27 protein-coding genes are annotated in these 20,128 nt (G+C 62.5%); all 27 read left to right on the top strand.

Going from position 1 to position 20,128, the window contains the following annotated elements; all coding sequences use genetic code 11:
• Positions 1 to 12 precede the first annotated feature (12 nt).
• Positions 13 to 606, top strand: coding sequence for a 50S ribosomal protein L5 (gene rplE, locus IPP68_00350; protein MBL0348819.1), 594 nt, complete (start codon positions 13 to 15; stop codon positions 604 to 606).
• Positions 607 to 616: 10 nt separating this feature from the next.
• A complete protein-coding gene (locus tag IPP68_00345; protein ID MBL0348818.1) occupies positions 617 to 802 on the top strand; it encodes a type Z 30S ribosomal protein S14 in 186 nt (61 codons plus the stop codon).
• Positions 803 to 831: 29 nt separating this feature from the next.
• Positions 832 to 1,227, top strand: a complete 396-nt coding sequence (gene rpsH / locus IPP68_00340) for a 30S ribosomal protein S8 (protein ID MBL0348817.1) — start codon at positions 832 to 834, stop codon at positions 1,225 to 1,227.
• Between the two features lie 4 nt (positions 1,228 to 1,231).
• Complete coding sequence (gene rplF, locus IPP68_00335; GenBank protein MBL0348816.1) at positions 1,232 to 1,816, top strand: 50S ribosomal protein L6; 585 nt, start codon at positions 1,232 to 1,234, stop codon at positions 1,814 to 1,816.
• Complete coding sequence (locus tag IPP68_00330; GenBank protein MBL0348815.1) at positions 1,813 to 2,172, top strand: 50S ribosomal protein L18; 360 nt, start codon at positions 1,813 to 1,815, stop codon at positions 2,170 to 2,172. The genes rplF and IPP68_00330 overlap by 4 nt, the downstream gene beginning before the upstream one ends.
• Before the next feature lie 11 nt (positions 2,173 to 2,183).
• The gene (gene rpsE, locus IPP68_00325; protein ID MBL0348814.1) at positions 2,184 to 2,705 is read left to right on the top strand and encodes a 30S ribosomal protein S5; all 522 of its coding nucleotides are present in this window, start codon (positions 2,184 to 2,186) and stop codon (positions 2,703 to 2,705) included.
• Positions 2,706 to 2,719: 14 nt separating this feature from the next.
• Positions 2,720 to 3,181 carry a 50S ribosomal protein L15 gene (gene rplO, locus IPP68_00320; GenBank protein ID MBL0348813.1) on the top strand — a complete coding sequence of 154 codons (462 nt, stop codon included), beginning with the start codon at positions 2,720 to 2,722 and terminating at the stop codon, positions 3,179 to 3,181.
• 12 nt (positions 3,182 to 3,193) lie between these two features.
• The gene (secY, locus tag IPP68_00315) at positions 3,194 to 4,534 is read left to right on the top strand and encodes a preprotein translocase subunit SecY (GenBank protein MBL0348812.1); all 1,341 of its coding nucleotides are present in this window, start codon (positions 3,194 to 3,196) and stop codon (positions 4,532 to 4,534) included.
• A gap of 22 nt (positions 4,535 to 4,556) precedes the next feature.
• Positions 4,557 to 5,213, top strand: coding sequence for an adenylate kinase (locus tag IPP68_00310; protein ID MBL0348811.1), 657 nt, complete (start codon positions 4,557 to 4,559; stop codon positions 5,211 to 5,213).
• 57 nt (positions 5,214 to 5,270) lie between these two features.
• Positions 5,271 to 6,005, top strand: a complete 735-nt coding sequence (gene map, locus IPP68_00305) for a type I methionyl aminopeptidase (protein MBL0348810.1) — start codon at positions 5,271 to 5,273, stop codon at positions 6,003 to 6,005.
• A 54-nt stretch (positions 6,006 to 6,059) separates the two neighbouring features.
• Positions 6,060 to 6,278 carry a translation initiation factor IF-1 gene (infA, locus tag IPP68_00300; GenBank protein ID MBL0348809.1) on the top strand — a complete coding sequence of 73 codons (219 nt, stop codon included), beginning with the start codon at positions 6,060 to 6,062 and terminating at the stop codon, positions 6,276 to 6,278.
• A gap of 1 nt (position 6,279) precedes the next feature.
• The gene (gene rpmJ / locus IPP68_00295) at positions 6,280 to 6,393 is read left to right on the top strand and encodes a 50S ribosomal protein L36 (GenBank protein ID MBL0348808.1); all 114 of its coding nucleotides are present in this window, start codon (positions 6,280 to 6,282) and stop codon (positions 6,391 to 6,393) included.
• Positions 6,394 to 6,404: 11 nt separating this feature from the next.
• Positions 6,405 to 6,809: a 30S ribosomal protein S13 gene (rpsM, locus tag IPP68_00290; GenBank protein MBL0348807.1), complete on the top strand. Its 405-nt coding sequence runs from the start codon at positions 6,405 to 6,407 to the stop codon at positions 6,807 to 6,809.
• 18 nt (positions 6,810 to 6,827) lie between these two features.
• A complete protein-coding gene (gene rpsK, locus IPP68_00285) occupies positions 6,828 to 7,280 on the top strand; it encodes a 30S ribosomal protein S11 (protein ID MBL0348806.1) in 453 nt (150 codons plus the stop codon).
• A gap of 18 nt (positions 7,281 to 7,298) precedes the next feature.
• Entirely contained in the window at positions 7,299 to 7,982 is a 684-nt protein-coding gene (gene rpsD, locus IPP68_00280; protein MBL0348805.1) for a 30S ribosomal protein S4, read from the top strand.
• A 34-nt stretch (positions 7,983 to 8,016) separates the two neighbouring features.
• A complete protein-coding gene (locus IPP68_00275) occupies positions 8,017 to 8,997 on the top strand; it encodes a DNA-directed RNA polymerase subunit alpha (GenBank protein MBL0348804.1) in 981 nt (326 codons plus the stop codon).
• A complete protein-coding gene (rplQ, locus tag IPP68_00270) occupies positions 8,994 to 9,344 on the top strand; it encodes a 50S ribosomal protein L17 (protein ID MBL0348803.1) in 351 nt (116 codons plus the stop codon). The genes IPP68_00275 and rplQ overlap by 4 nt, the downstream gene beginning before the upstream one ends.
• On the top strand, positions 9,269 to 10,399 hold the full coding sequence (locus tag IPP68_00265) for a rod shape-determining protein (protein ID MBL0348802.1): 1,131 nt from the start codon (positions 9,269 to 9,271) through the stop codon (positions 10,397 to 10,399). The genes rplQ and IPP68_00265 overlap by 76 nt, the downstream gene beginning before the upstream one ends.
• A gap of 110 nt (positions 10,400 to 10,509) precedes the next feature.
• On the top strand, positions 10,510 to 11,343 hold the full coding sequence (locus IPP68_00260; protein ID MBL0348801.1) for a rod shape-determining protein MreC: 834 nt from the start codon (positions 10,510 to 10,512) through the stop codon (positions 11,341 to 11,343).
• Positions 11,340 to 11,858 (top strand): rod shape-determining protein MreD, encoded by a 519-nt coding sequence (gene mreD / locus IPP68_00255; protein MBL0348800.1) that lies wholly within the window; start codon positions 11,340 to 11,342, stop codon positions 11,856 to 11,858. Before IPP68_00260 ends, mreD begins: the two co-directional genes overlap by 4 nt.
• Positions 11,851 to 13,611 carry a penicillin-binding protein 2 gene (mrdA, locus tag IPP68_00250; protein ID MBL0348799.1) on the top strand — a complete coding sequence of 587 codons (1,761 nt, stop codon included), beginning with the start codon at positions 11,851 to 11,853 and terminating at the stop codon, positions 13,609 to 13,611. The genes mreD and mrdA overlap by 8 nt, the downstream gene beginning before the upstream one ends.
• Positions 13,612 to 13,708: 97 nt before the next feature.
• The gene (gene rodA / locus IPP68_00245; protein MBL0348798.1) at positions 13,709 to 15,082 is read left to right on the top strand and encodes a rod shape-determining protein RodA; all 1,374 of its coding nucleotides are present in this window, start codon (positions 13,709 to 13,711) and stop codon (positions 15,080 to 15,082) included.
• 28 nt (positions 15,083 to 15,110) lie between these two features.
• Complete coding sequence (locus IPP68_00240; GenBank protein MBL0348797.1) at positions 15,111 to 16,538, top strand: Rne/Rng family ribonuclease; 1,428 nt, start codon at positions 15,111 to 15,113, stop codon at positions 16,536 to 16,538.
• 490 nt (positions 16,539 to 17,028) lie between these two features.
• Positions 17,029 to 17,625 (top strand): hypothetical protein, encoded by a 597-nt coding sequence (locus IPP68_00235; protein MBL0348796.1) that lies wholly within the window; start codon positions 17,029 to 17,031, stop codon positions 17,623 to 17,625.
• Positions 17,626 to 17,729: 104 nt separating this feature from the next.
• Positions 17,730 to 18,248, top strand: coding sequence for a hypothetical protein (locus IPP68_00230; GenBank protein ID MBL0348795.1), 519 nt, complete (start codon positions 17,730 to 17,732; stop codon positions 18,246 to 18,248).
• A gap of 158 nt (positions 18,249 to 18,406) precedes the next feature.
• Positions 18,407 to 18,793, top strand: coding sequence for a hypothetical protein (locus IPP68_00225; GenBank protein MBL0348794.1), 387 nt, complete (start codon positions 18,407 to 18,409; stop codon positions 18,791 to 18,793).
• Positions 18,794 to 19,113: 320 nt separating this feature from the next.
• Complete coding sequence (locus IPP68_00220) at positions 19,114 to 20,127, top strand: transposase (protein MBL0348793.1); 1,014 nt, start codon at positions 19,114 to 19,116, stop codon at positions 20,125 to 20,127.
• Position 20,128 lies beyond the last annotated feature (1 nt).

Raw genomic sequence — 20,128 nt, 5'->3', positions numbered from 1 at the left:
TTCGAGGACCCCATGACCACCGCCACCCCCAGCACCGCCCCCACGCCCCGGCTCAAGACCGCCTTCAACAAGCAGGTGGTTCCGGAGATGATGAAGAAATTTTCCTGGGAGAACCCCTTCCGGGTGCCGCGCCTCAAAAAGATCGTCCTCAACATCGGCGTCAGCGAAGCGCGCGAAAACGCCAAAGTGATGGACCTGGCCGCCGACGAGCTGTCGGCCATCGCCGGCCAGAAGGCCGAAGTGCGCCGGTCCAAAAAATCGATCTCGAACTTTAAGCTTCGGGAAGGCATGCCCATCGGCCTGCGCGTGACGTTGCGCGGCGCGCGCATGTGGGAATTCCTGGACCGGCTGGTGAACGTGGCCATGCCCCGCATCCGGGACTTCCAGGGCCTCGACCCGCGGCGCGGGTTCGACGGCCGGGGCAATTTCAACCTGGGGCTCACGGAACAGTACGTGTTCCCCGAGGTCAGTTTGGACAAATCGGACAAGGCGCGCGGCATGAACATCACCATCGTGACCGACGCCGAGCGGGACGACACCGCCCGGGAGCTCTTGATTCTCCTCGGCATGCCGTTCAAGCGCGACCGCAAAGCGGCTTTGAACTAAGGAGACACCGATGGCGACGAAGGCGTGGGTAGCGAAGACGCGGAAACCGCAGAAATTCGCGGTCCGACACCGAAGCCGGTGCCGGCTGTGCGGACGGCCCCGGGGTTTCTATCGGGACTTTGGGTTGTGCCGGATTTGCTTGAGAACCTTGGCGTTGCGCGGGGAACTGCCCGGCGTCACGAAATCCAGTTGGTAGTTACTTCACACAAAGAGAGACGATGAGTTATGAGTTTTGATCCCGTCAGCGACATGTTTGCCATGATCACCAACGCGAACCATAAATTTATGGAACGCATCGACCTTCCGTCGTCGAGCCTGAAGAAGGAAGTGGCCCATATCTTGAAGGAAGAAGGGTACATCGCCGACTACAAGGTGCTCCCGGACCGCAAGCAGGGCGTCCTTCGCCTTTTCATGAAGTACCTCCCGAACAAGACCCGCGTCATCCGCGGGGTCAAGCGCATTTCCCGTCCCGGCCTCCGCCAGTACAAAGGCTACGAGAAGCTGGGCAAACTGCGCGGCGGGCTGGGCATTTCCATCGTGTCGACGTCCAAGGGCCTGATGACCGACCGCCAATCGCGCAAAGCGAAGCTGGGCGGCGAAGTCCTCGCCCAGGTGTGGTGATCCCGTGAGCCGCCTCGGTCGCAAACCCATCGCCATTCCGGAGAAGGTCAAAGTCTCCGTCGACGGAACGAACGTCAGCGTGGCCGGCCCCCTGGGCACGCTCACGCGGGCGCTCCCCCAGGGCATTTCCGCCAAGGTGGACGGCGCCGTCCTGACGGTGGCCCGGGCCAACGACAGCACCACCCAGCGGGCGCTGCACGGCACGCTCCGCAAGCTTCTGCTCAACATGGTGGAAGGCACGGCCAAAGGATTTCAGAAGGAGCTCCGCATCGGCGGCGTCGGTTTCCGCGCCACGTTGACGGGCAGCCATTTGCACATGACGCTGGGGTATTCCCACCCCATCGAGTACACCGTGCCCGCCGGCATCAAGCTGACGGTCGACGCGAAACAGACGACGATCCTCGTGCAGGGGGCCGACAAGGAGCTGGTCGGCCAAGTGGCCGCCGAGATCCGCGAATTTCGAAAGCCCGGCGTCTACTGGGCCAACAACGAACCCGTGGGCATCCGCTACGCCAACGAAGTGGTGCGGCGCAAAGCCGGCAAAGCCGCCGCCGGCGCGGCGGGCGGAGCGGGAGGAGCCAAGAAATGAGCCTCAAGACCCCCCAAGCGCGCTACGCGTTCCGCAAGGCGCGCACCCGCGCGAAAGTGTTCGGCACCGCGGCGCGACCGCGCCTGTCGGTGTTCCGTTCGCAGAAGCACATTTACGCCCAAATCATCGACGACGTGGCCGGCAAGACGCTGGCCGCGGCCTCGTCGGTCATGCCGGGCGACAAGAAAGTCCTCGGGGCCACGGTGTCGGCCGCCGAGAAAATCGGGCGTTCCATCGGGGAACGCGCCAAGGGCCTCAACATCTCCCAGGTTGTTTTCGACCGGGGCGGCCGGCCCTACCACGGACGGATCAAAGCGGTCGCCGACGGCGCCCGCGCCGCCGGACTGCAGTTTTAAGGAGATCACGCGTGGCGCGAATCGATGCAAACAGCTTGAATCTGAAAGAGACCGTCGTGGCCATCAACCGGGTGGCCAAAGTCGTGAAGGGCGGCAAACGATTTTCCTTCAACGCGTTGGTGGTGGTCGGCGACCAGGCCGGCCACGTCGGGGCCGCCATGGGCAAGGCCAAGGAAGTCCAGGCCGCGATCCAAAAGGCGGTTACGCACGCGAAGAAAGCCATCATCCGCGCCCCTTTGAACGGCGCGACGATTCCCCACGAAGTGACCGGCATTTTCGGCGCCGGCACGGTGTTGATCAAGCCCGCCGCCCCGGGCACCGGCGTCATCGCGGGCGGCAGCGTCCGCGCGGTGCTGGAAGCCGTCGGCGTCCGGGACGTGCTCACCAAGTCCCTGCGGAGCGCCAACCCGTTCAACGTGGTGTACGCCACCATCGAAGCGCTCAAGAATCTCCAAACGAAAGAAGACGTGGCCCGTCTGCGGGGCAAAACGCTCCCGACGTCGACCGCCGCTCCCGCTCCGGCGGGCGTCTAACGAGGCCGATTATGATTCGCATCACCAGCATCAAACCCGCGCCGGGGTCCCGGCACCGCCGCAAAATCGTGGGTCGGGGCGAAGGCTCCGGCCACGGGGGCAAAGGCTCCACCCGGGGGTTCAAAGGCCAGACCGCGCGCTCCGGCGATTCGTCCATGCGCCCGGGCTTCGAAGGCGGCCAGATCCCGCTCATCCGCCGCATCCCGAAACGCGGCTTCAACAACACGGCGTTCCGCAAAAGCTACGAGCTGGTCAACGTCGGCGACTTGATGACCTTTTTCGCCAAAGCCGGCGACGTGACGCCCGAGTCCCTGCGGGCCGTCGGGCTGGTCCGCTCCCGCGGGCCGATTAAAATTTTGGGGGACGGCGATCTGTCCCGGGCCTACCACGTGAAGGCCAACGCCTTCTCGGCGGGCGCCAAGAAAAAGATCGAATCGGCCGGCGGCAAAGCGGAACTCGTTCCCGCTTCGAAATAACCCGGCCGATCCATGCAAACCTTCGCGGACGTTTTCAAAATTCCCGACCTGCGCAAGCGGGTCTTCTTCACCCTGGGGATTTTGGCGATTTACCGCGTCGGCGTCGCCATCCCCATTCCGGGGATCGAGGCGGCGGCCCTTCAACAGCTCTTTAAATCCCAGTCCAACGCGTTCCTGGGTTTCCTCGACATGTTCTCGGGCGGCGCCCTGGGCCGCATGTCGATTCTGGCCATGGGGGTGGTGCCCTACATCAACTCCTCCATCATCATGAGCCTGCTGCAGGGCGCCCACGTCATTCCCTATTTGGACCGCCTGGCCAAGGAAGGCGAGACGGGGCGGAAAAAACTCAACCAGATCACGCGGTACTTCACCCTCTTTTTGGCGTTGATCCAGTCCTTCGGGTTGACGACGCTGATCACCAAGATCCAACTGCCGGGCGACATTCCCGTGGTGCGGGACCCGGGCGCTCTTTTCATGTTCACCACGGTCGTCACCCTGGCCACCGGGACGATCTTCATGATGTGGCTGGGCGAGCAGATCACCGAGCGCGGCATCGGCAACGGCACCTCCCTCATGATTTTCACCGGCATCGTCGACCGCCTGCCCGGCGCCGTCCGCAATTTGGTGACCGACGTGTTCCAGCTCCAACAGCGCTCCCTGGTGGGCGCGGTGGCCATCGGCGCCTTCATCGTCGTCGTCATGGGCCTGGTGGTCTGGGTGGAAACGGCCCAGCGCAAGATCCCCGTCCAGCACGCCCGCCGCATGGTGGGCCGCCGGATGTTCGGCGGGGCCAGCACGTTTTTGCCGCTCAAGGTGGACCAGTCCGGCGTGATCGCGGTGATCTTCGCCATTTCGCTCCTGAGCGTCCCGGTGACCGTGGCGTCTTTCAACCACGACGGCGCCTGGGCCAAGAAAGTCCTCGAATTTTGGAACCACCGGGCCTGGTGGTACGAAGTGCTCTACGCGGGCCTGATCATTTTCTTTTGCTATTTTTACAACTCGGTCTCGATCAACCCCATCGACATGGCCGACAACCTGAAGAAGGCGGGCGCCTTCATCCCGGGCATCCGGCCGGGCGAACCGACGGCGGCCCACATCAGCACGGTCCTGGCCCGGGTGACCTTGGGCGGCGCGGTCTTCGTGGCCGCCCTGGCGATCCTGCCGGACCTGCTGCAGCGATTTTTCAACACGCCGTTCAGCTTCGGCGGCACGTCGATTTTGATCGTCGTGGGCGTGGCGCTCGACACCGTGGGTCAACTGGAATCCCATTTGATCATGCGGCACTACGAGGGCTTTTCAAAGGCCGGGCGGGTCAAGGGGCGCTGGTTCAACGTGGGCGCCGCTTCCCAGTGATTTTTTCCTCTGGAGGGAAACAATGAACATCGTCCTGTTGGGCGCCCCCGGTTCGGGAAAAGGCACCCAGGCCAAACCGCTTTCCGCCCGCTACGGCGTGCCGCACATTTCCACGGGGGACATTTTCCGCCACGAGATGGCGACCTCCTCGGACCTGGGCCTCAAGGTGCAGCAGTACGTGAGCTCCGGCCGCCTGGTGCCCGACGAGCTGGTGCTGGAGATCGTCACGGCCCGTCTGGCCGCGGCGGATTGCGCGCCCGGCTTCATCCTGGACGGCTTTCCCCGAACGGTGTCCCAGGCCGAAGGGTTGGACGCTTTCCTGAACGGCGCCCACCGCACCCTGGACAAGGTTCTTTACATGGATTTGTCGGAAAAAGAAGTGGTCCAGCGCCTCTCCAGCCGCCGCTCCTGCCCGAAATGCGGGAAGGTCTACAACCTGCTCACCCAGGCGCCCCGTCGGGGCGACGTCTGCGACGTGGAAGGCGAAAAGATCCTCCAGCGGGAGGACGACCGCCCCGACACCGTCGAGAAGCGCCTGGTGGTGTACAACAATTTGACCGAGCCCCTGATTTCCTATTACCGGGGCCTCGGGGTGTTGGAGAAGATTTCGGCCGCCCAGTCGGTGGCGGACGTTCAGCGGTCCATTTTCGCCCTGTTGGACGCTCTGCCCAAGGCGTGAGCGGTGGCGGACGCCGCACGACGGATTGAACTGAAGTCGGCGTCCGACCTCGCCCGCATGCGGCGGGCGGGCGCCTTGGCGGGAAAAGCCCTGGCGGAAGCGGGGCGCGCGGTGGCCCCCGGCGTCACGACGAAAGAGTTGGACCGGATCGCCGAAAAGGCGATCCGCGCGGAAGGCGGGATCCCGACCTTTGTGGGCTACCGGGGCTACCCCGCCAGCATCTGCGCCTCGATCAACGAGGAAGTGGTGCACGGCATCCCGAGCGCCCAGCGCGTCCTGAAAGAGGGCGACATCGTCGGGATCGACGTGGGCGCCACCCTGGACGGATTTGTGGGGGACACGGCCGCCACCTTCGCGGTGGGGCGGGTGGACCCCGCGTGGACGGATCTTTTGAACGCGACGGCGGAGTCCCTGGAACGGGGCATCGCCCAGGCCCGGGTCGGCAATCGGTTGGGGGACATCTCCCACGCGATTCAGGCCGTGGCCGACGCCCGGGGCTACGGCGTGGTGCGGGATTTTGTGGGCCACGGCATCGGGCGGCAAATGCACGAGGAGCCCGCGGTGCCCAATTACGGAACGGCCGGCACCGGCCTGCGGCTGGAAGCGGGGCTGGTCCTGGCGCTGGAGCCCATGTTCAACCTGGGCACGCACAAAGTGCGCGTCTTGAGCGACGGCTGGACGGTGATCACCGACGACCGGCGGCCCTCGGCCCATTTCGAGCACACGGTGGCGATCACCGCGGACGGGCCGGAAGTGCTGACGCGGACCGCGAGTCCGGCGGCGAAACGGTAGGTCGGCGCGGGGCCCCGCCCAACGGCGGGGACCGGACGGAGCGTAAAACCCTTTATGGCCAAAGAAGAAAAAATCGAAGTGGAAGGTCGCGTTCTCGAAGCGTTGCCGAACGCCATGTTCCGTCTGGAAATCGAAGGCGGGCACAAGGTGTTGGCGCACATTTCGGGAAAAATGCGCATGCATTACATCAAAATTTTGCCCGGCGACAAGGTCAAGGTGGAATTGTCCCCCTACGACCTGACCCGGGGCCGCATCACCTACAGGGAGAAATAAAATGAAAGTTCGTGCGTCCGTGAAACCGATTTGCGACAAGTGCCGCGTTCAGCGTCGGCACCGGAAGCTTTACATTCTTTGTTCCAACCCGCGCCACAAGCAGCGGCAAGGTTAAGGAGGACTCACATGGCTCGCGTCGCGGGAATCGATCTTCCCAAACAAAAGCGCGTTGATGTCGCGCTGCGGTATCTCTACGGCATCGGGGCCCACCGCTCCCTTCTCATCTGCGGGGAGACCGGGGTCAATCCGTCGACCCGGGTCAAAGATTTGACCGAGGCGGAAGTCAACAAGATCAACACCGAGTTGACCAAGAACTACAAAGTGGAAGGCGATTTGCGCCGGGAAATCAACGGCACCATCCGCCGCCTCATCGAAATCGGTTCCTACCGCGGCTCGCGGCACCGGCGCAACCTGCCGGCCCGGGGCCAACGAACGAAATCGAACGCGCGCACCCGGCGCGGGCGACGGCGCACCGTCGGCTCCGCGAAGCCCGGCACCACCGCCGCCCCGGCCACCGCCGCGGCGAAATAGGTTTACCGAGGAGAACCCATGGCTGATCAACCCGAAGCGAAGAAAGACGCCGCCAAAGCCGCGGCCAAACCGGCCGCCAAAGCCCCGGCGACCGCCCCCAAAGGCAAGAAAAAGATTTGGCGGGACATCGTCAACGCGCGCGTGTACATTCAATCGTCCTTCAACAACACGATCGTCAACATCACCGACGAGCGCGGCAACGCCATTGTCTGGGCCACGGCGGGCAGCGCCGGGTTCAAGGGCACCAAGAAGGGAACGCCTTTCGCGGCGCAGGTCACCGCGGACGCCGCCGCCAAAAAAGCGGTCGCGCTCGGCGTGAAAAGCGTTTCCGTGTTCGTCAAAGGTCCGGGGTCGGGTCGGGAAACCGCCATCCGGGCGCTTCAAGCCGCGGGCTTGGTGGTGACTTCCATCAAAGACGTGACTCCCATTCCCCACGACGGTTGCCGGCCTCCCAAGGCCCGCCGCGTCTAACCCCCCAAGGAGAACGTTGTGGCTCGATACACTGGACCCGTTTGCAAGCTCTGCCGCCGAGAAGGCGTGAAGCTTTTTTTGAAAGGCGATCGGTGCTTTTCGAAGTGCCCGATCGATAAGGAAGGCGCCGCCGTACCGCCGGGGCAGCACGCCCGCCGCCGGGGGACCAAACCCACCGAATACGCCAAGCGTCTGCGCGAGAAGCAGAAAGCGCGCCGGATGACCGGCGTGTTGGAACGTCAATTTCGCCGTCTGTTCGACGCGGCGTCCCACCAGAAGGGCAACACCGGGGAAAACCTCCTCCGGTTGTTGGAAACCCGCCTGGACAACGTGATCCGCCGCCTGGGCTTTTCCACCTCGCCCGCCGGCGCGCGCCAGCTCGTGTTCCACGGCCACGTCAAGGTGAACGGCCAGCGGGTCACCATCCCGTCGTATCAGGTGGAACCCGGCGACGCCATCGCCCTGGACGACGCCCTGCGCGCCAACCTGTTCGTGAAGCGCTCCCTGGCCACGGCGGCCCAAAAGGGCCTGCCCGGCTGGCTGGAATGGGACGGCTCCATCGGCGGCGCCGTGAAGGGCCACGCCGACAACGTGAGCCTGGACGGCGTCACCCTCGCGGGCAAAGTGAAAAACTGGCCCGCGCGCGCGGAGATGTCGTTCCCCGTCAACGAGCAGTTCATCGTCGAACTTTACAGCAAATAACCCCGGACGCTTTTTCAAGAAGGAGAGAATTCCCATGACGAGTCTTGGCTTGGTGTTGCCCCAGAAGCTGGATACGGACGCGGCTTCCTCGGACAACTACGGTAAATTTGTCGCGGAAGCGTTTGAAAAAGGCTACGGCCACACGGTCGGCCATTCCCTGAAGCGCATTTTGATGTCGTCGTTGGAGGGCGCCGCGGTCACGGGCGTCCGCATCAAGGGCGCGCCCCACGAATTCTCGAGCCTCAAAGGCGTTCAAGAAGACGTGATCAAACTGATCTTGAACCTCCGCCAGCTGCGCTTCAAACTGCACGTGGCGGGCCCCGAAGTGCTCTCGCTCAAGAAAAAGGGCGGCGAAGTCAAAGCCAAGCACATCGAGCTCACCAGCAACGTCGAATTGCTCAACCCCGAACTCGTCCTGGCCCATCTGGACGCGGGCGGCGAGCTGGAGATGGAAATCGAAGTCTCCCGCGGGCGGGGCTACTCCTCCGCCGACCGGCTGCGCCGCGAAGGCCAGCCCGTCAACACCATTCCCGTGGACGCGCTCTTCTCCCCGGTGACCAAAGTCCACTACGAAATCGAGAACGCCCGCGTCGGCCAGATGACCGACTACGACAAGCTGATCCTCGAAGTGTGGACCGACGGCTCGATCACCCCGACGGCCGCCGTGGCCCAGTCGGCCAAGATTCTCAAGAGCGCCTTCGGCGTCTTCGCCCCGGCCGAACCGGAACCGGCGACCGAACCGGCGACCGCCGCCGCCGGCCTCGCGGCCGACGGCCAAGGGCGCCTCAAGGACATGATGGACCAATCCGTCGACATGATCGAGCTCACGGTGCGCGCCTCCAATTGCCTGAAGGCCGCCAAGATCCGCACGATCGGCGATTTGGTTTCCAAGACCGAAGAGGAATTGCTGGGCTTTAAGAACTTCGGCCGCAAATCCCTGGAGGAAATCCGGGACCGGCTGAAGGAATTGAACCTGGAGCTGGGCATGCTGACCGCCGGCGGGGAGCCCAAATGAAGACCCACGCCGGACGAAAGCTCTCGCGCCCCACGGGCGCCCGGGTCGCTTTGCTCCGCGGCCTGGCCACCAGCCTCCTCCAGCACGAGGAGATCCGCACGACCCACGCCAAAGCCAAGGAAGCCGCGCGTTTCGCGGAAGGGATTTTGGCGTTGGCCAAACAGAAATCCTTGCCGGCGCGCCGCGAACTCGCCGCCGCCATCAACGACAAGGACGTGCGTAAAAAGATATATGATGTTTTGGTGCCGCGTTACCAGTCGCGTGCGGGCGGATGCACCCGCGTGTACCGACTGGGCAACCGGTCCGGCGACAACGCCGAAATGGCGATCCTCAAGCTGGTTCAATAAAGGGTCCGCCACCGAGGGAAAACGTGTTCGACTACATCTTCAGCCTCTTTTCGAACGACATGGGGATTGACCTGGGAACGGCCAATACCCTCGTTTACGTCAAAGGGCAGGGGATTGTCCTCAAGGAACCTTCGGTCGTGGCGATCAACCGCGACACCCGGGAGCCGGTGGCCTTCGGCCTCGAAGCCAAGCGCATGCTCGGCAAAACCCCGGCGAACATTTACGCGGTGCGTCCCCTGCGCAACGGGGTGATCGCCGATTTCGACGTGACGCAGGAAATGATCAAGTATTTTATCCGAAAAGTGCACAACCGCCGAAGCCTGCTCCATCCGCGCGTGGTGATCGGAATCCCCTCGGGGATCACCGAGGTGGAGCGGCGGGCCGTCAAAGAGGCGGCCGACCAGGCGGGCGCGCGGTACGTGGAGTTGATCGAGGAACCCAAGGCGGCCGCCATCGGCGCCGAAATGCCCATCTCTGAGCCTTCGGGCAACATGATCGTGGACATCGGCGGCGGCACCACCGAAGTGGCCGTGATTTCCTTGGGCGGAATGGTGGTCTCGAAGTCCCTGGACGTGGCGGGGGACGAGATGGACGAGTCCATCGTTCAGTACTTCAGACGGAAATACAATTTGCTCATCGGCGAAACCACGGCGGAAGACGTGAAGATCAAGATTGGCAGCGCCTTCCCCCAAGCCGAGGAACAAACGCTCGAAGTGAAGGGGCGGGACCAAGTGACGGGGTTGCCGAAGACGATCACCATTACGTCCGAGGAAGTCCGCCAGGCCCTCTCCGAACCTTTGAAGCTCATCGTGGACGTCGTCAAGTCGACCTTGGAAGAAACGCCGGCGGAACTGTCGGCCGACTTGGTGGACCGCGGCATCGTGCTGGCCGGGGGCGGAAGCCTCCTGCGCGGGATGCCGGAGCTGTTGTCCCAGGAGACCGAACTGCCCGTGACCCGCGCGGCCGATCCCCTGACGTGCGTCGTGATGGGCTGCGGCCGCTATCTGGAAGAGCTTGACAACATCAAGCGCTCCCGCGGCCGCGCCTCCGTCTAAACGACCCCCTCCTTCTTCGCCGCTTTCCCTTTTCGGATCCCCCGCACGCGGGCGCGCTTTCGCCGCGCCAAAACGCGTCGGGACCCTCCTCGGAGGGTCGGGAGACCGATTTGTTTCAGCGGCATCGTCCAGCGGTTGTCTTTTCCTGTTACGCCGTCCTCGGCCTGGCGCTCCTGTCCTGGTCCGGCGACCGGATCGTCCAGAGCCTCAAGTACGCCTTCTTCTACCTGCTCGCCCCCACCAGCGCCCCCGCCGTCGGCCCCCTGTCCCAGTGGGGCCAATTCGGCCACAACCTTTCGCTCTTGATCCGCGCCGACCAGCGGGCCCGGGCCGCCGAGGCCCGTTGGCTCTCCGAGCGACTGGACGAGAAGCGCTCCCAGACCATCGAAGAGGAAAACAAACGGCTCACGGAATCCGCCGGGTTGGCCCGGTGGCCGCAATTTTCCGCCACGGCGGCCCGGGTGTGGGCCCGGAACGCCAACGATTGGTTTCACAGCGTGCTGGTCCGCCCCGCGGTGGGCGCGCCCGTCCGCGTGGGGGACGCCGCCGTGACCGTGCGGGACGGCCGCGTGGTCATTTTGGGCCAGGTGGCGGAAATCCTGCCCCGGGGGTTCGCCCGGGTGCTCCTGGTCACGGACCCCTCGTCCTCCCTGTCGGCCCACGCGGCCCGCACCGCCGAGCAGGGCCTGGTCGAGGGCCGGGGCGCCAACGTCCTGCTCTTCAACTATTTGTTTTCGGATTCGCCCATCCAGCCGGGGGACGAAGTGATCACCTCGGGCCTGGGCGACGTGTTCCCCGAGGGCGTCTTGATCGGCCGGGTGCTGACCGTCCAGGAAGCCACCCACGAAAGTTTCAAGCGCGCCGTCCTTTCGCCGGCCGCCAAGCTCAACGACGTCCGGGACATGTTGCTTCTCTCCCGGCGGCCGGAGGGGGAGGCCCCGTGATCCGCCGCGCGGTTTTCGTCCTCGTGACGTTCTTTCTGGGGTGGATCGCCCAGGCGGTGTTCCTCCACCTGGCGCCGGTGTCTTTGCCCGCGCCCCACTGGTTGTTGGTGGCGGTCCTGGCCATCGGCGCTTCGGGCCGCGTGAACCTGGCCCAGGGATTGGGGTTTTTCTGGGGGTTGGCGTTGGACCTCTACGGCCAGACGCCCTTCGGCGCCCAGGGACTCCTGCTGGCCTTTTGCGGGTTCGCCTCGGGCTCCCTTTCCAAAAATTTGAACGCGGAAAAAATGGTCACCCAGGAAGCCCTGACCCTGGTCGGCAGCGTGGTCTTCATCGTCGGTTCCCTCCAGCTCGGGGAATGGTTTGTGCCGGCCACGGGGCCCCACCGGTGGGGGCTCGGCTTGTGCCTGGCCGGCGCCGTCATGAACGCCCTGGCCGCTCCGGCGGTGTTTTGGGCCGTGCGGGTCTGGCTGGAGCTCGGCGACGCCTGGCGGGTCGGACCGCGCGGCCGTGATTAACACCGACGGTTCGGGCTTTTCCCGGGCGGACGACCACCGGGTCGCTTTTCTCTCGGGCCTGGCCACGGCGGTCTTCGCCCTGATCGTCCTGCGACTCTTTCATTTGCAGATCGTTCGCGGCCCCGACATGGTGCGCCAGGCGGAGCAGAACCGGACGCAGATCGTCCCCCTCTTGGCGCCCCGGGGGCTCATCGAAGACCGGAACGGCGACGTGCTGGTGGACAACGCGCCCCGCTTCTCCCTGTTTTACGATTTCAACGCCAAGGCCCCCGTGGCCATGGACCAACTGGCGGAGGACCTGACCCGCTGGCTCCCCGAGCAGCGCGCCTGGGTCCACCGGAAAATGGCCGAGGCGCGCCGGAGCGGCAAGATGACGCGGATTTTGGCGGACGTGCCCCGGGGCGCGGCCCTGGCCCTCATGGAGCGGCGGATGCTGCTCCCCGGCGTGAACGTGGTGGTGGAACCCCAGCGCCGCCCGCGCTACGGCGAACTGGCCAGCCACCTGCTGGGCTACGTGGACGAAGTGGACCCCGGGGAGTTCGAGCGCCTGCGGAACCGGGGCTTTCGCCTGGGGCAATTGATCGGCAAATCCGGCGTGGAAAAGTTTTACGACGACCTTCTGCGGGGGGAGGACGGCGGCCTGCAGTTCGAAACGGACGCCGCCGGCCGCCACGTGCAGATCATCCGGCGGATTCCCTCCAACCCCGGCAACGACGTGCGGCTGACCCTCGACCGGCGGATTCAAACCGTGGCCGAGGACGCCCTCTCGCGCTCGCCCACGGGGCGGGGCGCGGCCGTCGTGCTGGACCCGCGCAACGGCGCGGTGCTGGCCCTGGCCAGCCGGCCGGGTTTCGATTTTTCCAAGGGGCTGGCGGCGTATCTGGGCGACCCGGCCCTGCCGCTTTTCAACCGCGCGCTCCAGGGCACCTACCCGCCGGGGTCGGTGTTTAAAATCGTCACCGCGGCGGCGGCCCTGACCCAGCTTCACTGGGACACGAAGACCGCCTACGTCTGCACCGGCGTCTACCGCCTCGGCCGGCAGGAATTCGCCTGTTGGTCGGTGCACAAGCGCCAGGACTTCTTCGGCGCGGTGGCCTGGTCCTGCAATTTTTATTTCTACAACCTGGGCTTGAAGCTCGGCGCGGACCCGCTGGAATCCATGGCCCGGGCCTTCGGCCTGGGGGAAAAGTCCGGCATCGACATGCCGACGGAGTCCTCGGGCCTCATCCCCGGCCGCGCCTGGAAAAAGCGCGTGATGCGGGACGGCTGGTTCGACGGCGACAGTTTGAATTTCTGCATCGGCCAAGGTTTCGTCACGGCGACGCCGCTCCAGGCGGCCGGGGTCATCGCCGCGGTGGCCAACGGCGGCACCGTGTGGCGGCCCTTCGTGGTCGACCGGGTGTCCGACGCCCAGGGGCAGGTGGTCTATCAACCGGTGCCCGCGGCCCGGGGGCGCGTTCAATTGACTGACGAGGTGTGGGCCGTTTTGCACCGGGCGCTGGAAGGCGTGGTGACGACCGGCTCCGGCCGGGGCGTTCAGCGGCCCGACCTGGTGATCGGCGCCAAGACGGGCACGGCCCAGAACCCCCACGGGGAAGACCATTCCTGGTTCACCGCCTACGCGGGCAGGCCGGGGGAGCCGGCCTCCCTGGCCCTGGCCGTGTTCGTCGAGAACGGCGGCCGGGGTTCCGTGGCCGCCGGTCCCGTGGCCCGGGAAATCATCAACGCCGCTTTCCCGAGGGGACCGAAGTGACGCGGAGGGACCGCCGGGATATGAAGTCCCTCCCGTATTCGCGCGGGTTGAAGTGCCGTGCGAATGGTGGGCGAGCCCGACAGGGCGAGGCCATCCCTTGACGGTCGAGATCACGCCGCGCTTTTTCCGAACGGCGCCCCAGTCCACCCTGGGCCACGTGGCTTCCCGGTTGGATTGGAGTTTGCTGGTCGCCGCCGTGGCCCTGGCGGTCCTGGGCGTTCTTTTCATTTTCTCCGCGACCTTCCACGGGGGCCACGCGGCGGGCTACCTGACGCGGCAAATTTCCGCCCTGGCCGTGGGCCTCGTGGCCATGATTTTTCTGGCGCTTTTGCCCTACCCGGTGTTTCAGACCTACGCCAAGGGGTTGTTCCTTTTTAGCCTGATGCTTTTGGCGGCGACGCTGGTTTTCGGCACGCGGCTCCGGGGCAGCAAGTCCTGGATCAACTTTCACTGGTTCTATTTTCAACCGGTGGAAATCACGCGGCTCCTTTTGGCCGTGGGGCTGGCCGCCATCGCCGAGGCCCGCTCCCGGGAAATCCGCCATTGGACGGGCCTCATCCCCCCGGTTTTTCTGGCGGGGTCCCATTTCGGCATGATTCTGCTCCAGCCGGATTTGTCGAGCGCCCTGGCCATCGGCCCCATGACTTTGGCGGTGCTCTTCGCGGCGGGGGCGCCCACGGGGGCCCTGGCGGCGCTGTTGGCCACGGGCGGTTTGGCCCTGGGCCTGCCCCTGGCGTCGACGTATTTTTCCATCGTGGGCGACCGCTACGCGACGGGGACGACCATGGCCTGGGTGGCCCGGGCCTTTCAGGAAACGGGGCCGCTCCTGGCCCTGGCCGGCGGGGCCGCGGTGTTGCTGGTGTTCGGTTATTGGTTTTTGCGACGGTGGCGGGTGTCGGTGCCGCTCTTCGCGCTCTTCGTGTCGCTGGCCGTTTTGGTGGCGGGGGTCGCGGGGTCTTTTGTCGTCGACAAGGCGCTCAAGACCTACCAGCGCAAGCGGCTCATCGCCTTCATCGACCCGGCGGTGGACCCCCTGGGCGCGGGGTACAACATTTTGCAGTCCAAAATCGCCATCGGGTCCGGGCGGCTGTTCGGAAAGGGGTTTCTGTCGGGAAGTCAAAGTCAGCTGGGCTTTTTGCCCGAGAAGCACACGGACTTCATTTTTTCCCTCATCGGGGAGGAAACGGGGTTTCTGGGGGCGGTGCTGGTCCTGGCGGTTTATTTTTGGATCGCCTGGCGCGCCTTCGACATCGCCTTCACCGCGCGGGACCGGTTCGGCCGTTATTTGGCCTCGGCTCTCGGCGCGTATTTCGCTTTTTCAGGTCTTATCAACATCGGCATGGTGATGGGCTTGATGCCCGTCACCGGCGTGCCCCTGCCTTTTTTGTCCTACGGCGGGTCGGGGCTGGTGGGATCGTTCATGGCCGTGGGGTTGCTGTTGTCCATACACTTGCGCCGCTACTTATTGTAGATCGGCCGTTTTTCGGAGGAAAAACAAAATGAAGAGAGAAATCATCGCCAACGTGTTGCCGGAAGAAACCCGCATCGCCGTCCTGGAAGACGGCGTGCTGGCCGAGTTCATGATCGAGCGTCCGGCCCTCGGCATGGCCAAGCTGGTCGGCAACATCTACAAGGGGAAAATCGAAAACGTGCTCCCCGGCATTTCCAGCGCTTTCGTCAATACCGGGTTCGAGAAGAACGCCTATTTGTACGTCACCGACGTCGTCTCCCCCTCCAAGGACCGCCACATCGAAAAAATGGTCCGCCGCGGGGAGGACATCATGGTCCAGGTGGCCAAGGAGGCCATCGGCACCAAGGGGATGAAGGTGACCATGGACATCTCGCTGCCCGGCCGCTACCTGATCTACATGCCCAAAAGCGAGCACGTGGGCGTCTCCAAAAACATCGAGGAGCCCGAGGAGCGGGAGCGCCTGCGGCGCATCGTCGAAGAGGAGAACCTGCCCGGCGGCGTGATCGTCCGCACCGAGGCCGAAGGCGCCGAGGAGGACGAACTGCGGCGCGAAATGAAATACCTGGCGCGCCTCTGGGAGGGCGTCCAGCGCAAATTCGAATCCTCCGCCACCGGCACGCTGGTCCACCGGGAGCTGGGCCTGACCTTCCAGGTCGCCCGGGATTTGCTCACCGACGACGCCCAGATCTTTTTGATCGACGACCGGGAGGAGTACCGGGACGTCCGCGGCTTCGTGGAAATGCTCGCGCCGGAGCTGGCCGAGCGCGTCCAGCACTACACGGGCAAGACCCCCATCTTCCAGGCCTTCGGCGTGGACCGGGACCTGGCCCACATCCGCCAACAGCGCATCGATCTGCCCTCGGGCGGCTACATCATCATCCAGGAGGCCGAGTCCCTCTGCGCCATCGACGTCAACACGGGCAAGTTCATCGGCCACAAGTCCCAGGAAGAGACCGTGACCGCGACCAACCTGGAAGCCGCCGACGAGGTGGCCAAACAATTGCGCCTGCGGAACATCGGCGGCATCATCGTCATCGACTTCATCGACATGCGTCGGAAGCGCAACCAGCACAAGGTGGTCGAGTCCCTCCACCACGCCACGCGGAACGACCGGGCGAAAATCAAGATCCTGCCCATCACCCGCCTGGGCCTCGTGGAAATGACGAGGGAACGCCGACGGGAATCCCTGCTGTCCCTTTTGTCCGAGCCCTGCGCGGACTGCGCCGGGTCGGGCAACGTTCTTTCCCGGGAGTCCATGTACCTCAAGATCCAAAAGGAAATTCTGGAGCTCACCCAGGGCCGGGCCGACGGCAACCTCAAGATCACCCTGGCCCCCGGCGTGGGGGATTTCGTGCGCGAGCGCCTGGAACGGCTGGAGAAGATCATCCACCGCTCCGCCGAGATCGCCATCGACCCCACGCTCTCCTGGGAAGATTACCGCATCGTCATCGACTGACGACATGGTCCGTAAGGTTCGGGCTCCCGTCCTACCGCAAAGCTCTAGGACGGCGGGCGGTCGCAGAGCGACCGAAACCCCCGCCGCCCGCTTGATTCAGTCGGGCGGGATCGTCGGCGGGCGGCGGGTCTGGACCCTGCGCCCGGGGGACCTGGGCGCTACCGCCCAAAGGCACTTGCAAAAGGCCCCGCCCAAAAAGTTGAGTGGGGCCTCTCCGGTAAGGGACCGCCTGGTCTATTCCTTCGTTCTTAAAGGAAGCCGCCGCCCCTACGCAGAGCTACGGGACGGCGGGCTCGTCCAGAGGACTCGAAACCCCCGCCGCGTGACGTTTGAGGAAACCGCCTTGCCCCCGGCCCTTCGGAGGTTGGTGGCCCGCGTCACCCGCCGCCCCCCGGGCCCGGAGGACAAAACCGCCTGGGTTTAATTGAGAAAATGGAGACATTCCGCAAAAGTTATTTCAGCGTTTTGAAATAATTAAAGGAGGTCGGGAATGAATTTGAAATCTATTCGCACAGTGTTTTATTTGTTCGGAACACTCTTTTTGTTGGGCTGTGCCACGAGCCGTTATCACCTTGGATACAATTACAGCGAAGGCCGGACGGAAGCCAGAATGCGGGTGGCCAAAATCGTTGATGGGGAGACGCTCGCGCTGGAAGGCCGGTGCGTGAAGGCTTTTTTAAATTTCGATCTTTCGCCAATAATTCCGATGTTCGCTCCCAAGCTGAAAGCTAAGATGACGCCCGCGGAAATAAATTCTCTGATTGCTAAACTGAAAACCCGATACGAGTTTTCAGGGTCCGTCTTGCAAATCGACCTCACTCAAGACGCGCCCCGAACGATTCCCTACTCCGGCGATAATTTTGATCGTTTTGATTACATCGAATCGGTTTATATTCTCAAAGGCAGACCCGGCGCCGCGTTAAAGCTTCAGCTGACAAAAATCGGCGGCGAACTGAAACTTTGTGGTTTTGTGGTCATCAGCGAAACCAACGACCCCAACCCCGACAAAAAAGCGTTAAATTATTTCTTCTCCGAAACCGACGACAAAGACGGCGCATTCCAAGATCCCTCCACGTCTTATAACTAGCGTGGGCAATGGGAAAGAGTTTTACCCGTTATCTGATGTTGGGCGGGGAGGAGGATGAATCTTGATTGCCACGGCCAGATGACTTTTCGGAACAAGTTCTGAAAATGCGAACGCGCGCACTGGTGTTGCTGGCGGGATTTTTCGCTCTTGGGTGTGTCCATCGTGCCCCGGAGGTTCTCGGTTTTTTCCTTTTCGACACTTTGGCTTCGGGACGAACGGACCTCCCCGATCCCGCCAAGACTGTTTCAAAAGACGCCGTTTTGGGCGCGCTGAAGGCGGACAAATCCCACCCGGACCTTCAAGCCTACGATTTTGATTCTCTGCGCCCAATGTTTGATTTGAATCTGATGTGCAATGAGAAACAGTTTCGATTTGTCGGGATTGAATTATCGGGGAAACTCAAAGGCGACGGGAAAGCGATTCTGTGGCTCTACGAAACGAAGGACCTACCGCTTCAAACCAATCCGGCCGCTTCGGCCCTCCAAAAGCAGGGATTTGCTCTCAAATCGTTAATGGCGCTGTTCCAAGAAGGATCGTTTTGGAGCGATGTCTGTGGAGGAGCATCGGACACGTACACGATCAAGATGGCGCCTACGGAAGGAAACGGCAAGGGAACTCAATAGACTTTCATCGCGATGGGTTGGCCACACCACCCGGGTTTCGATTATTCAGGAAATGAAAACCGGCATTTGGTTTGAAGTTAATTCGTACTTCCTTTGGGGAAATCATGGAAAAGGATTCACACAGGAGTTATTGACATGTATTTTATGGACAATCCAAATTGACCCAAAAATTCTGGGGAAAGTTCTTTTATTGGACCCTGTGCACCATCCTGGTTTTTGCGCTTTTCATAATCTTCTTTGGAATCGTCCCCCTTTTTTTCCTCAACAGCAACGCGCACGACTTTGTGAAAATCTTTTCGACGTTTTTTGCCTTCATCGGGCTTTTCATTATGGTGCTGGCCGTTCATAAACCGGGTCTTGCCTGGAAAACATTCCTCAGAAAACAGACCAAACCCGCTGCGGAAATATCCGGCAGGGGGACCCAACTCTTCGCATTGGGGATAAGTTTAGTGATTGGAAGTCTCTTATACGCCTACACCGGGGATGCCTCCGCTGTCGCCGGGTTGTTTTTTATTTTTGTCGTGGTTCGGCCGTTTTTGTCCTAATTAAAAGAATAGGACCGCGGAATAATAAAGAATCAAACGGCGCCACCGGAAAAAATGACAGGAAGACTCAATAACATTCCATCGCGAGTGTCGAGCGCCACAACTGGGGGGCGTTATTGGTTCTGCGTTTGAATGCCGGGTCCTGACTATAAGCAATTTAGTATGAAATGTACACTTTAAATCACCTGCCCCCCCCACTTTTATATTGCGGATTCTATATTTGGAGGCGAGTGCTAAAAAATGGTCGGTATGGCGAAGGGTACTTAAGGGGACGTAGCATACTAATTTACTTATTTTCGGGTTTGTAATAATCTTTGCCCATGCCCCGGACCGCCCGCATCGACACCCCCGGACTTCTTCACCACGTGATCGGCCGCGGAATCGAACAACGCGATATTTTCCCCACCAAAACAGACTACGCCGATTTCATCCAGCGGATAGAGACCTGCCTCGAGAAATCTCCCAACGAGATTCTGGCCTGGGCGCTCATGCCCAATCACTTCCATTTGTTGATCCGGTCGGGACCGCAGGGGATGGTTTCATTCATGCGGCGACTCATGACCGGTTACGCGGGGGGATTCAACGCGCGCCATAAGCGCTCCGGGCACCTTTTTCAGAACCGCTACAAATCCATCGTTTGCGACGAAGCGGCCTATCTTTTGGAGCTGGTCCGGTACATTCATTTGAACCCTCTCCGGGGAGGGCTGGTAAAGACTATGACGGAGTTGGGGAATTTTCCCTACACGGGGCACCGCGCGCTTCTGGGTTACGGGAAAACCCCATGGCAGTCGTTGGAGGCGGTGTTGAATCATTTTTCATCAACCGAAAAGACAGCGCGCCAGCGATATCTGGAATTTGTGACGGAAGGGGTTTCCCAGGGGAGGCGCGAGGATTTAATGGGCGGCGGTCTGGGGCGAAGCGGCGGTGGGCGCCCTCGGGAAGTCTGCCTGGATCATCGGGGGGCGGGGCAATTGTTTGACGCGCGGGTGCTGGGTTCGGGTGAATTTGTGGAAAAAGTTCTGGAGAAAGTCGAGAAAACAGAATCGTTGCAACGAGACATCGCACGCCAGAACATCACAATGGATGACATCGCGGCAAAAGTCGCGGGTGCCATGAAGATCGATGTTCAGTGGCTCTACTTAAGAAATCGGACGAGAAAAGTTTCGGAAGCCAAATCCCTTTTGACGTTCTTGGCGACGGAATATTTGGGAAAAAATAACGCGGAAATGGCTCGGACGATCAAAATGTCGCCCGCCGCGGCGGGTAGAGCGCGGCAACGAGGGATGGTATTGGCGCAGGGATTAAATGTCGGGGCTTGGTTTAAAGTAAATTAGT

It is taken from the genome of Elusimicrobiota bacterium (genome assembly GCA_016722575.1).
Taxonomy (GTDB): Bacteria; Elusimicrobiota; Elusimicrobia; order FEN-1173; family FEN-1173; genus JADKIY01.
Note: the sequence above shows the minus strand (reverse complement) of the source record. Positions and strands in the feature narration are given on the sequence as shown.

What these genes read in the sequence shown, in the direction of transcription:
- rplE (MBL0348819.1), top strand. Translation starts at nt 13, where the DNA reads ATGACCACCGCCACCCCCAGCACCGCCCCCACGCCCCGGCTCAAGACC.
- IPP68_00345 (MBL0348818.1), top strand. Translation starts at nt 617, where the DNA reads ATGGCGACGAAGGCGTGGGTAGCGAAGACGCGGAAACCGCAGAAATTC.
- rpsH (MBL0348817.1), top strand. Translation starts at nt 832, where the DNA reads ATGAGTTTTGATCCCGTCAGCGACATGTTTGCCATGATCACCAACGCG.
- IPP68_00330 (MBL0348815.1), top strand. Translation starts at nt 1,813, where the DNA reads ATGAGCCTCAAGACCCCCCAAGCGCGCTACGCGTTCCGCAAGGCGCGC.
- secY (MBL0348812.1), top strand. Translation starts at nt 3,194, where the DNA reads ATGCAAACCTTCGCGGACGTTTTCAAAATTCCCGACCTGCGCAAGCGG.
- IPP68_00310 (MBL0348811.1), top strand. Translation starts at nt 4,557, where the DNA reads ATGAACATCGTCCTGTTGGGCGCCCCCGGTTCGGGAAAAGGCACCCAG.
- map (MBL0348810.1), top strand. Translation starts at nt 5,271, where the DNA reads ATGCGGCGGGCGGGCGCCTTGGCGGGAAAAGCCCTGGCGGAAGCGGGG.
- infA (MBL0348809.1), top strand. Translation starts at nt 6,060, where the DNA reads ATGGCCAAAGAAGAAAAAATCGAAGTGGAAGGTCGCGTTCTCGAAGCG.
- rpmJ (MBL0348808.1), top strand. Translation starts at nt 6,280, where the DNA reads ATGAAAGTTCGTGCGTCCGTGAAACCGATTTGCGACAAGTGCCGCGTT.
- rpsM (MBL0348807.1), top strand. Translation starts at nt 6,405, where the DNA reads ATGGCTCGCGTCGCGGGAATCGATCTTCCCAAACAAAAGCGCGTTGAT.
- rpsK (MBL0348806.1), top strand. Translation starts at nt 6,828, where the DNA reads ATGGCTGATCAACCCGAAGCGAAGAAAGACGCCGCCAAAGCCGCGGCC.
- IPP68_00275 (MBL0348804.1), top strand. Translation starts at nt 8,017, where the DNA reads ATGACGAGTCTTGGCTTGGTGTTGCCCCAGAAGCTGGATACGGACGCG.
- rplQ (MBL0348803.1), top strand. Translation starts at nt 8,994, where the DNA reads ATGAAGACCCACGCCGGACGAAAGCTCTCGCGCCCCACGGGCGCCCGG.
- IPP68_00265 (MBL0348802.1), top strand. Translation starts at nt 9,269, where the DNA reads ATGCACCCGCGTGTACCGACTGGGCAACCGGTCCGGCGACAACGCCGA.
- IPP68_00240 (MBL0348797.1), top strand. Translation starts at nt 15,111, where the DNA reads ATGAAGAGAGAAATCATCGCCAACGTGTTGCCGGAAGAAACCCGCATC.
- IPP68_00235 (MBL0348796.1), top strand. Translation starts at nt 17,029, where the DNA reads ATGAATTTGAAATCTATTCGCACAGTGTTTTATTTGTTCGGAACACTC.
- IPP68_00230 (MBL0348795.1), top strand. Translation starts at nt 17,730, where the DNA reads ATGCGAACGCGCGCACTGGTGTTGCTGGCGGGATTTTTCGCTCTTGGG.
- IPP68_00220 (MBL0348793.1), top strand. Translation starts at nt 19,114, where the DNA reads ATGCCCCGGACCGCCCGCATCGACACCCCCGGACTTCTTCACCACGTG.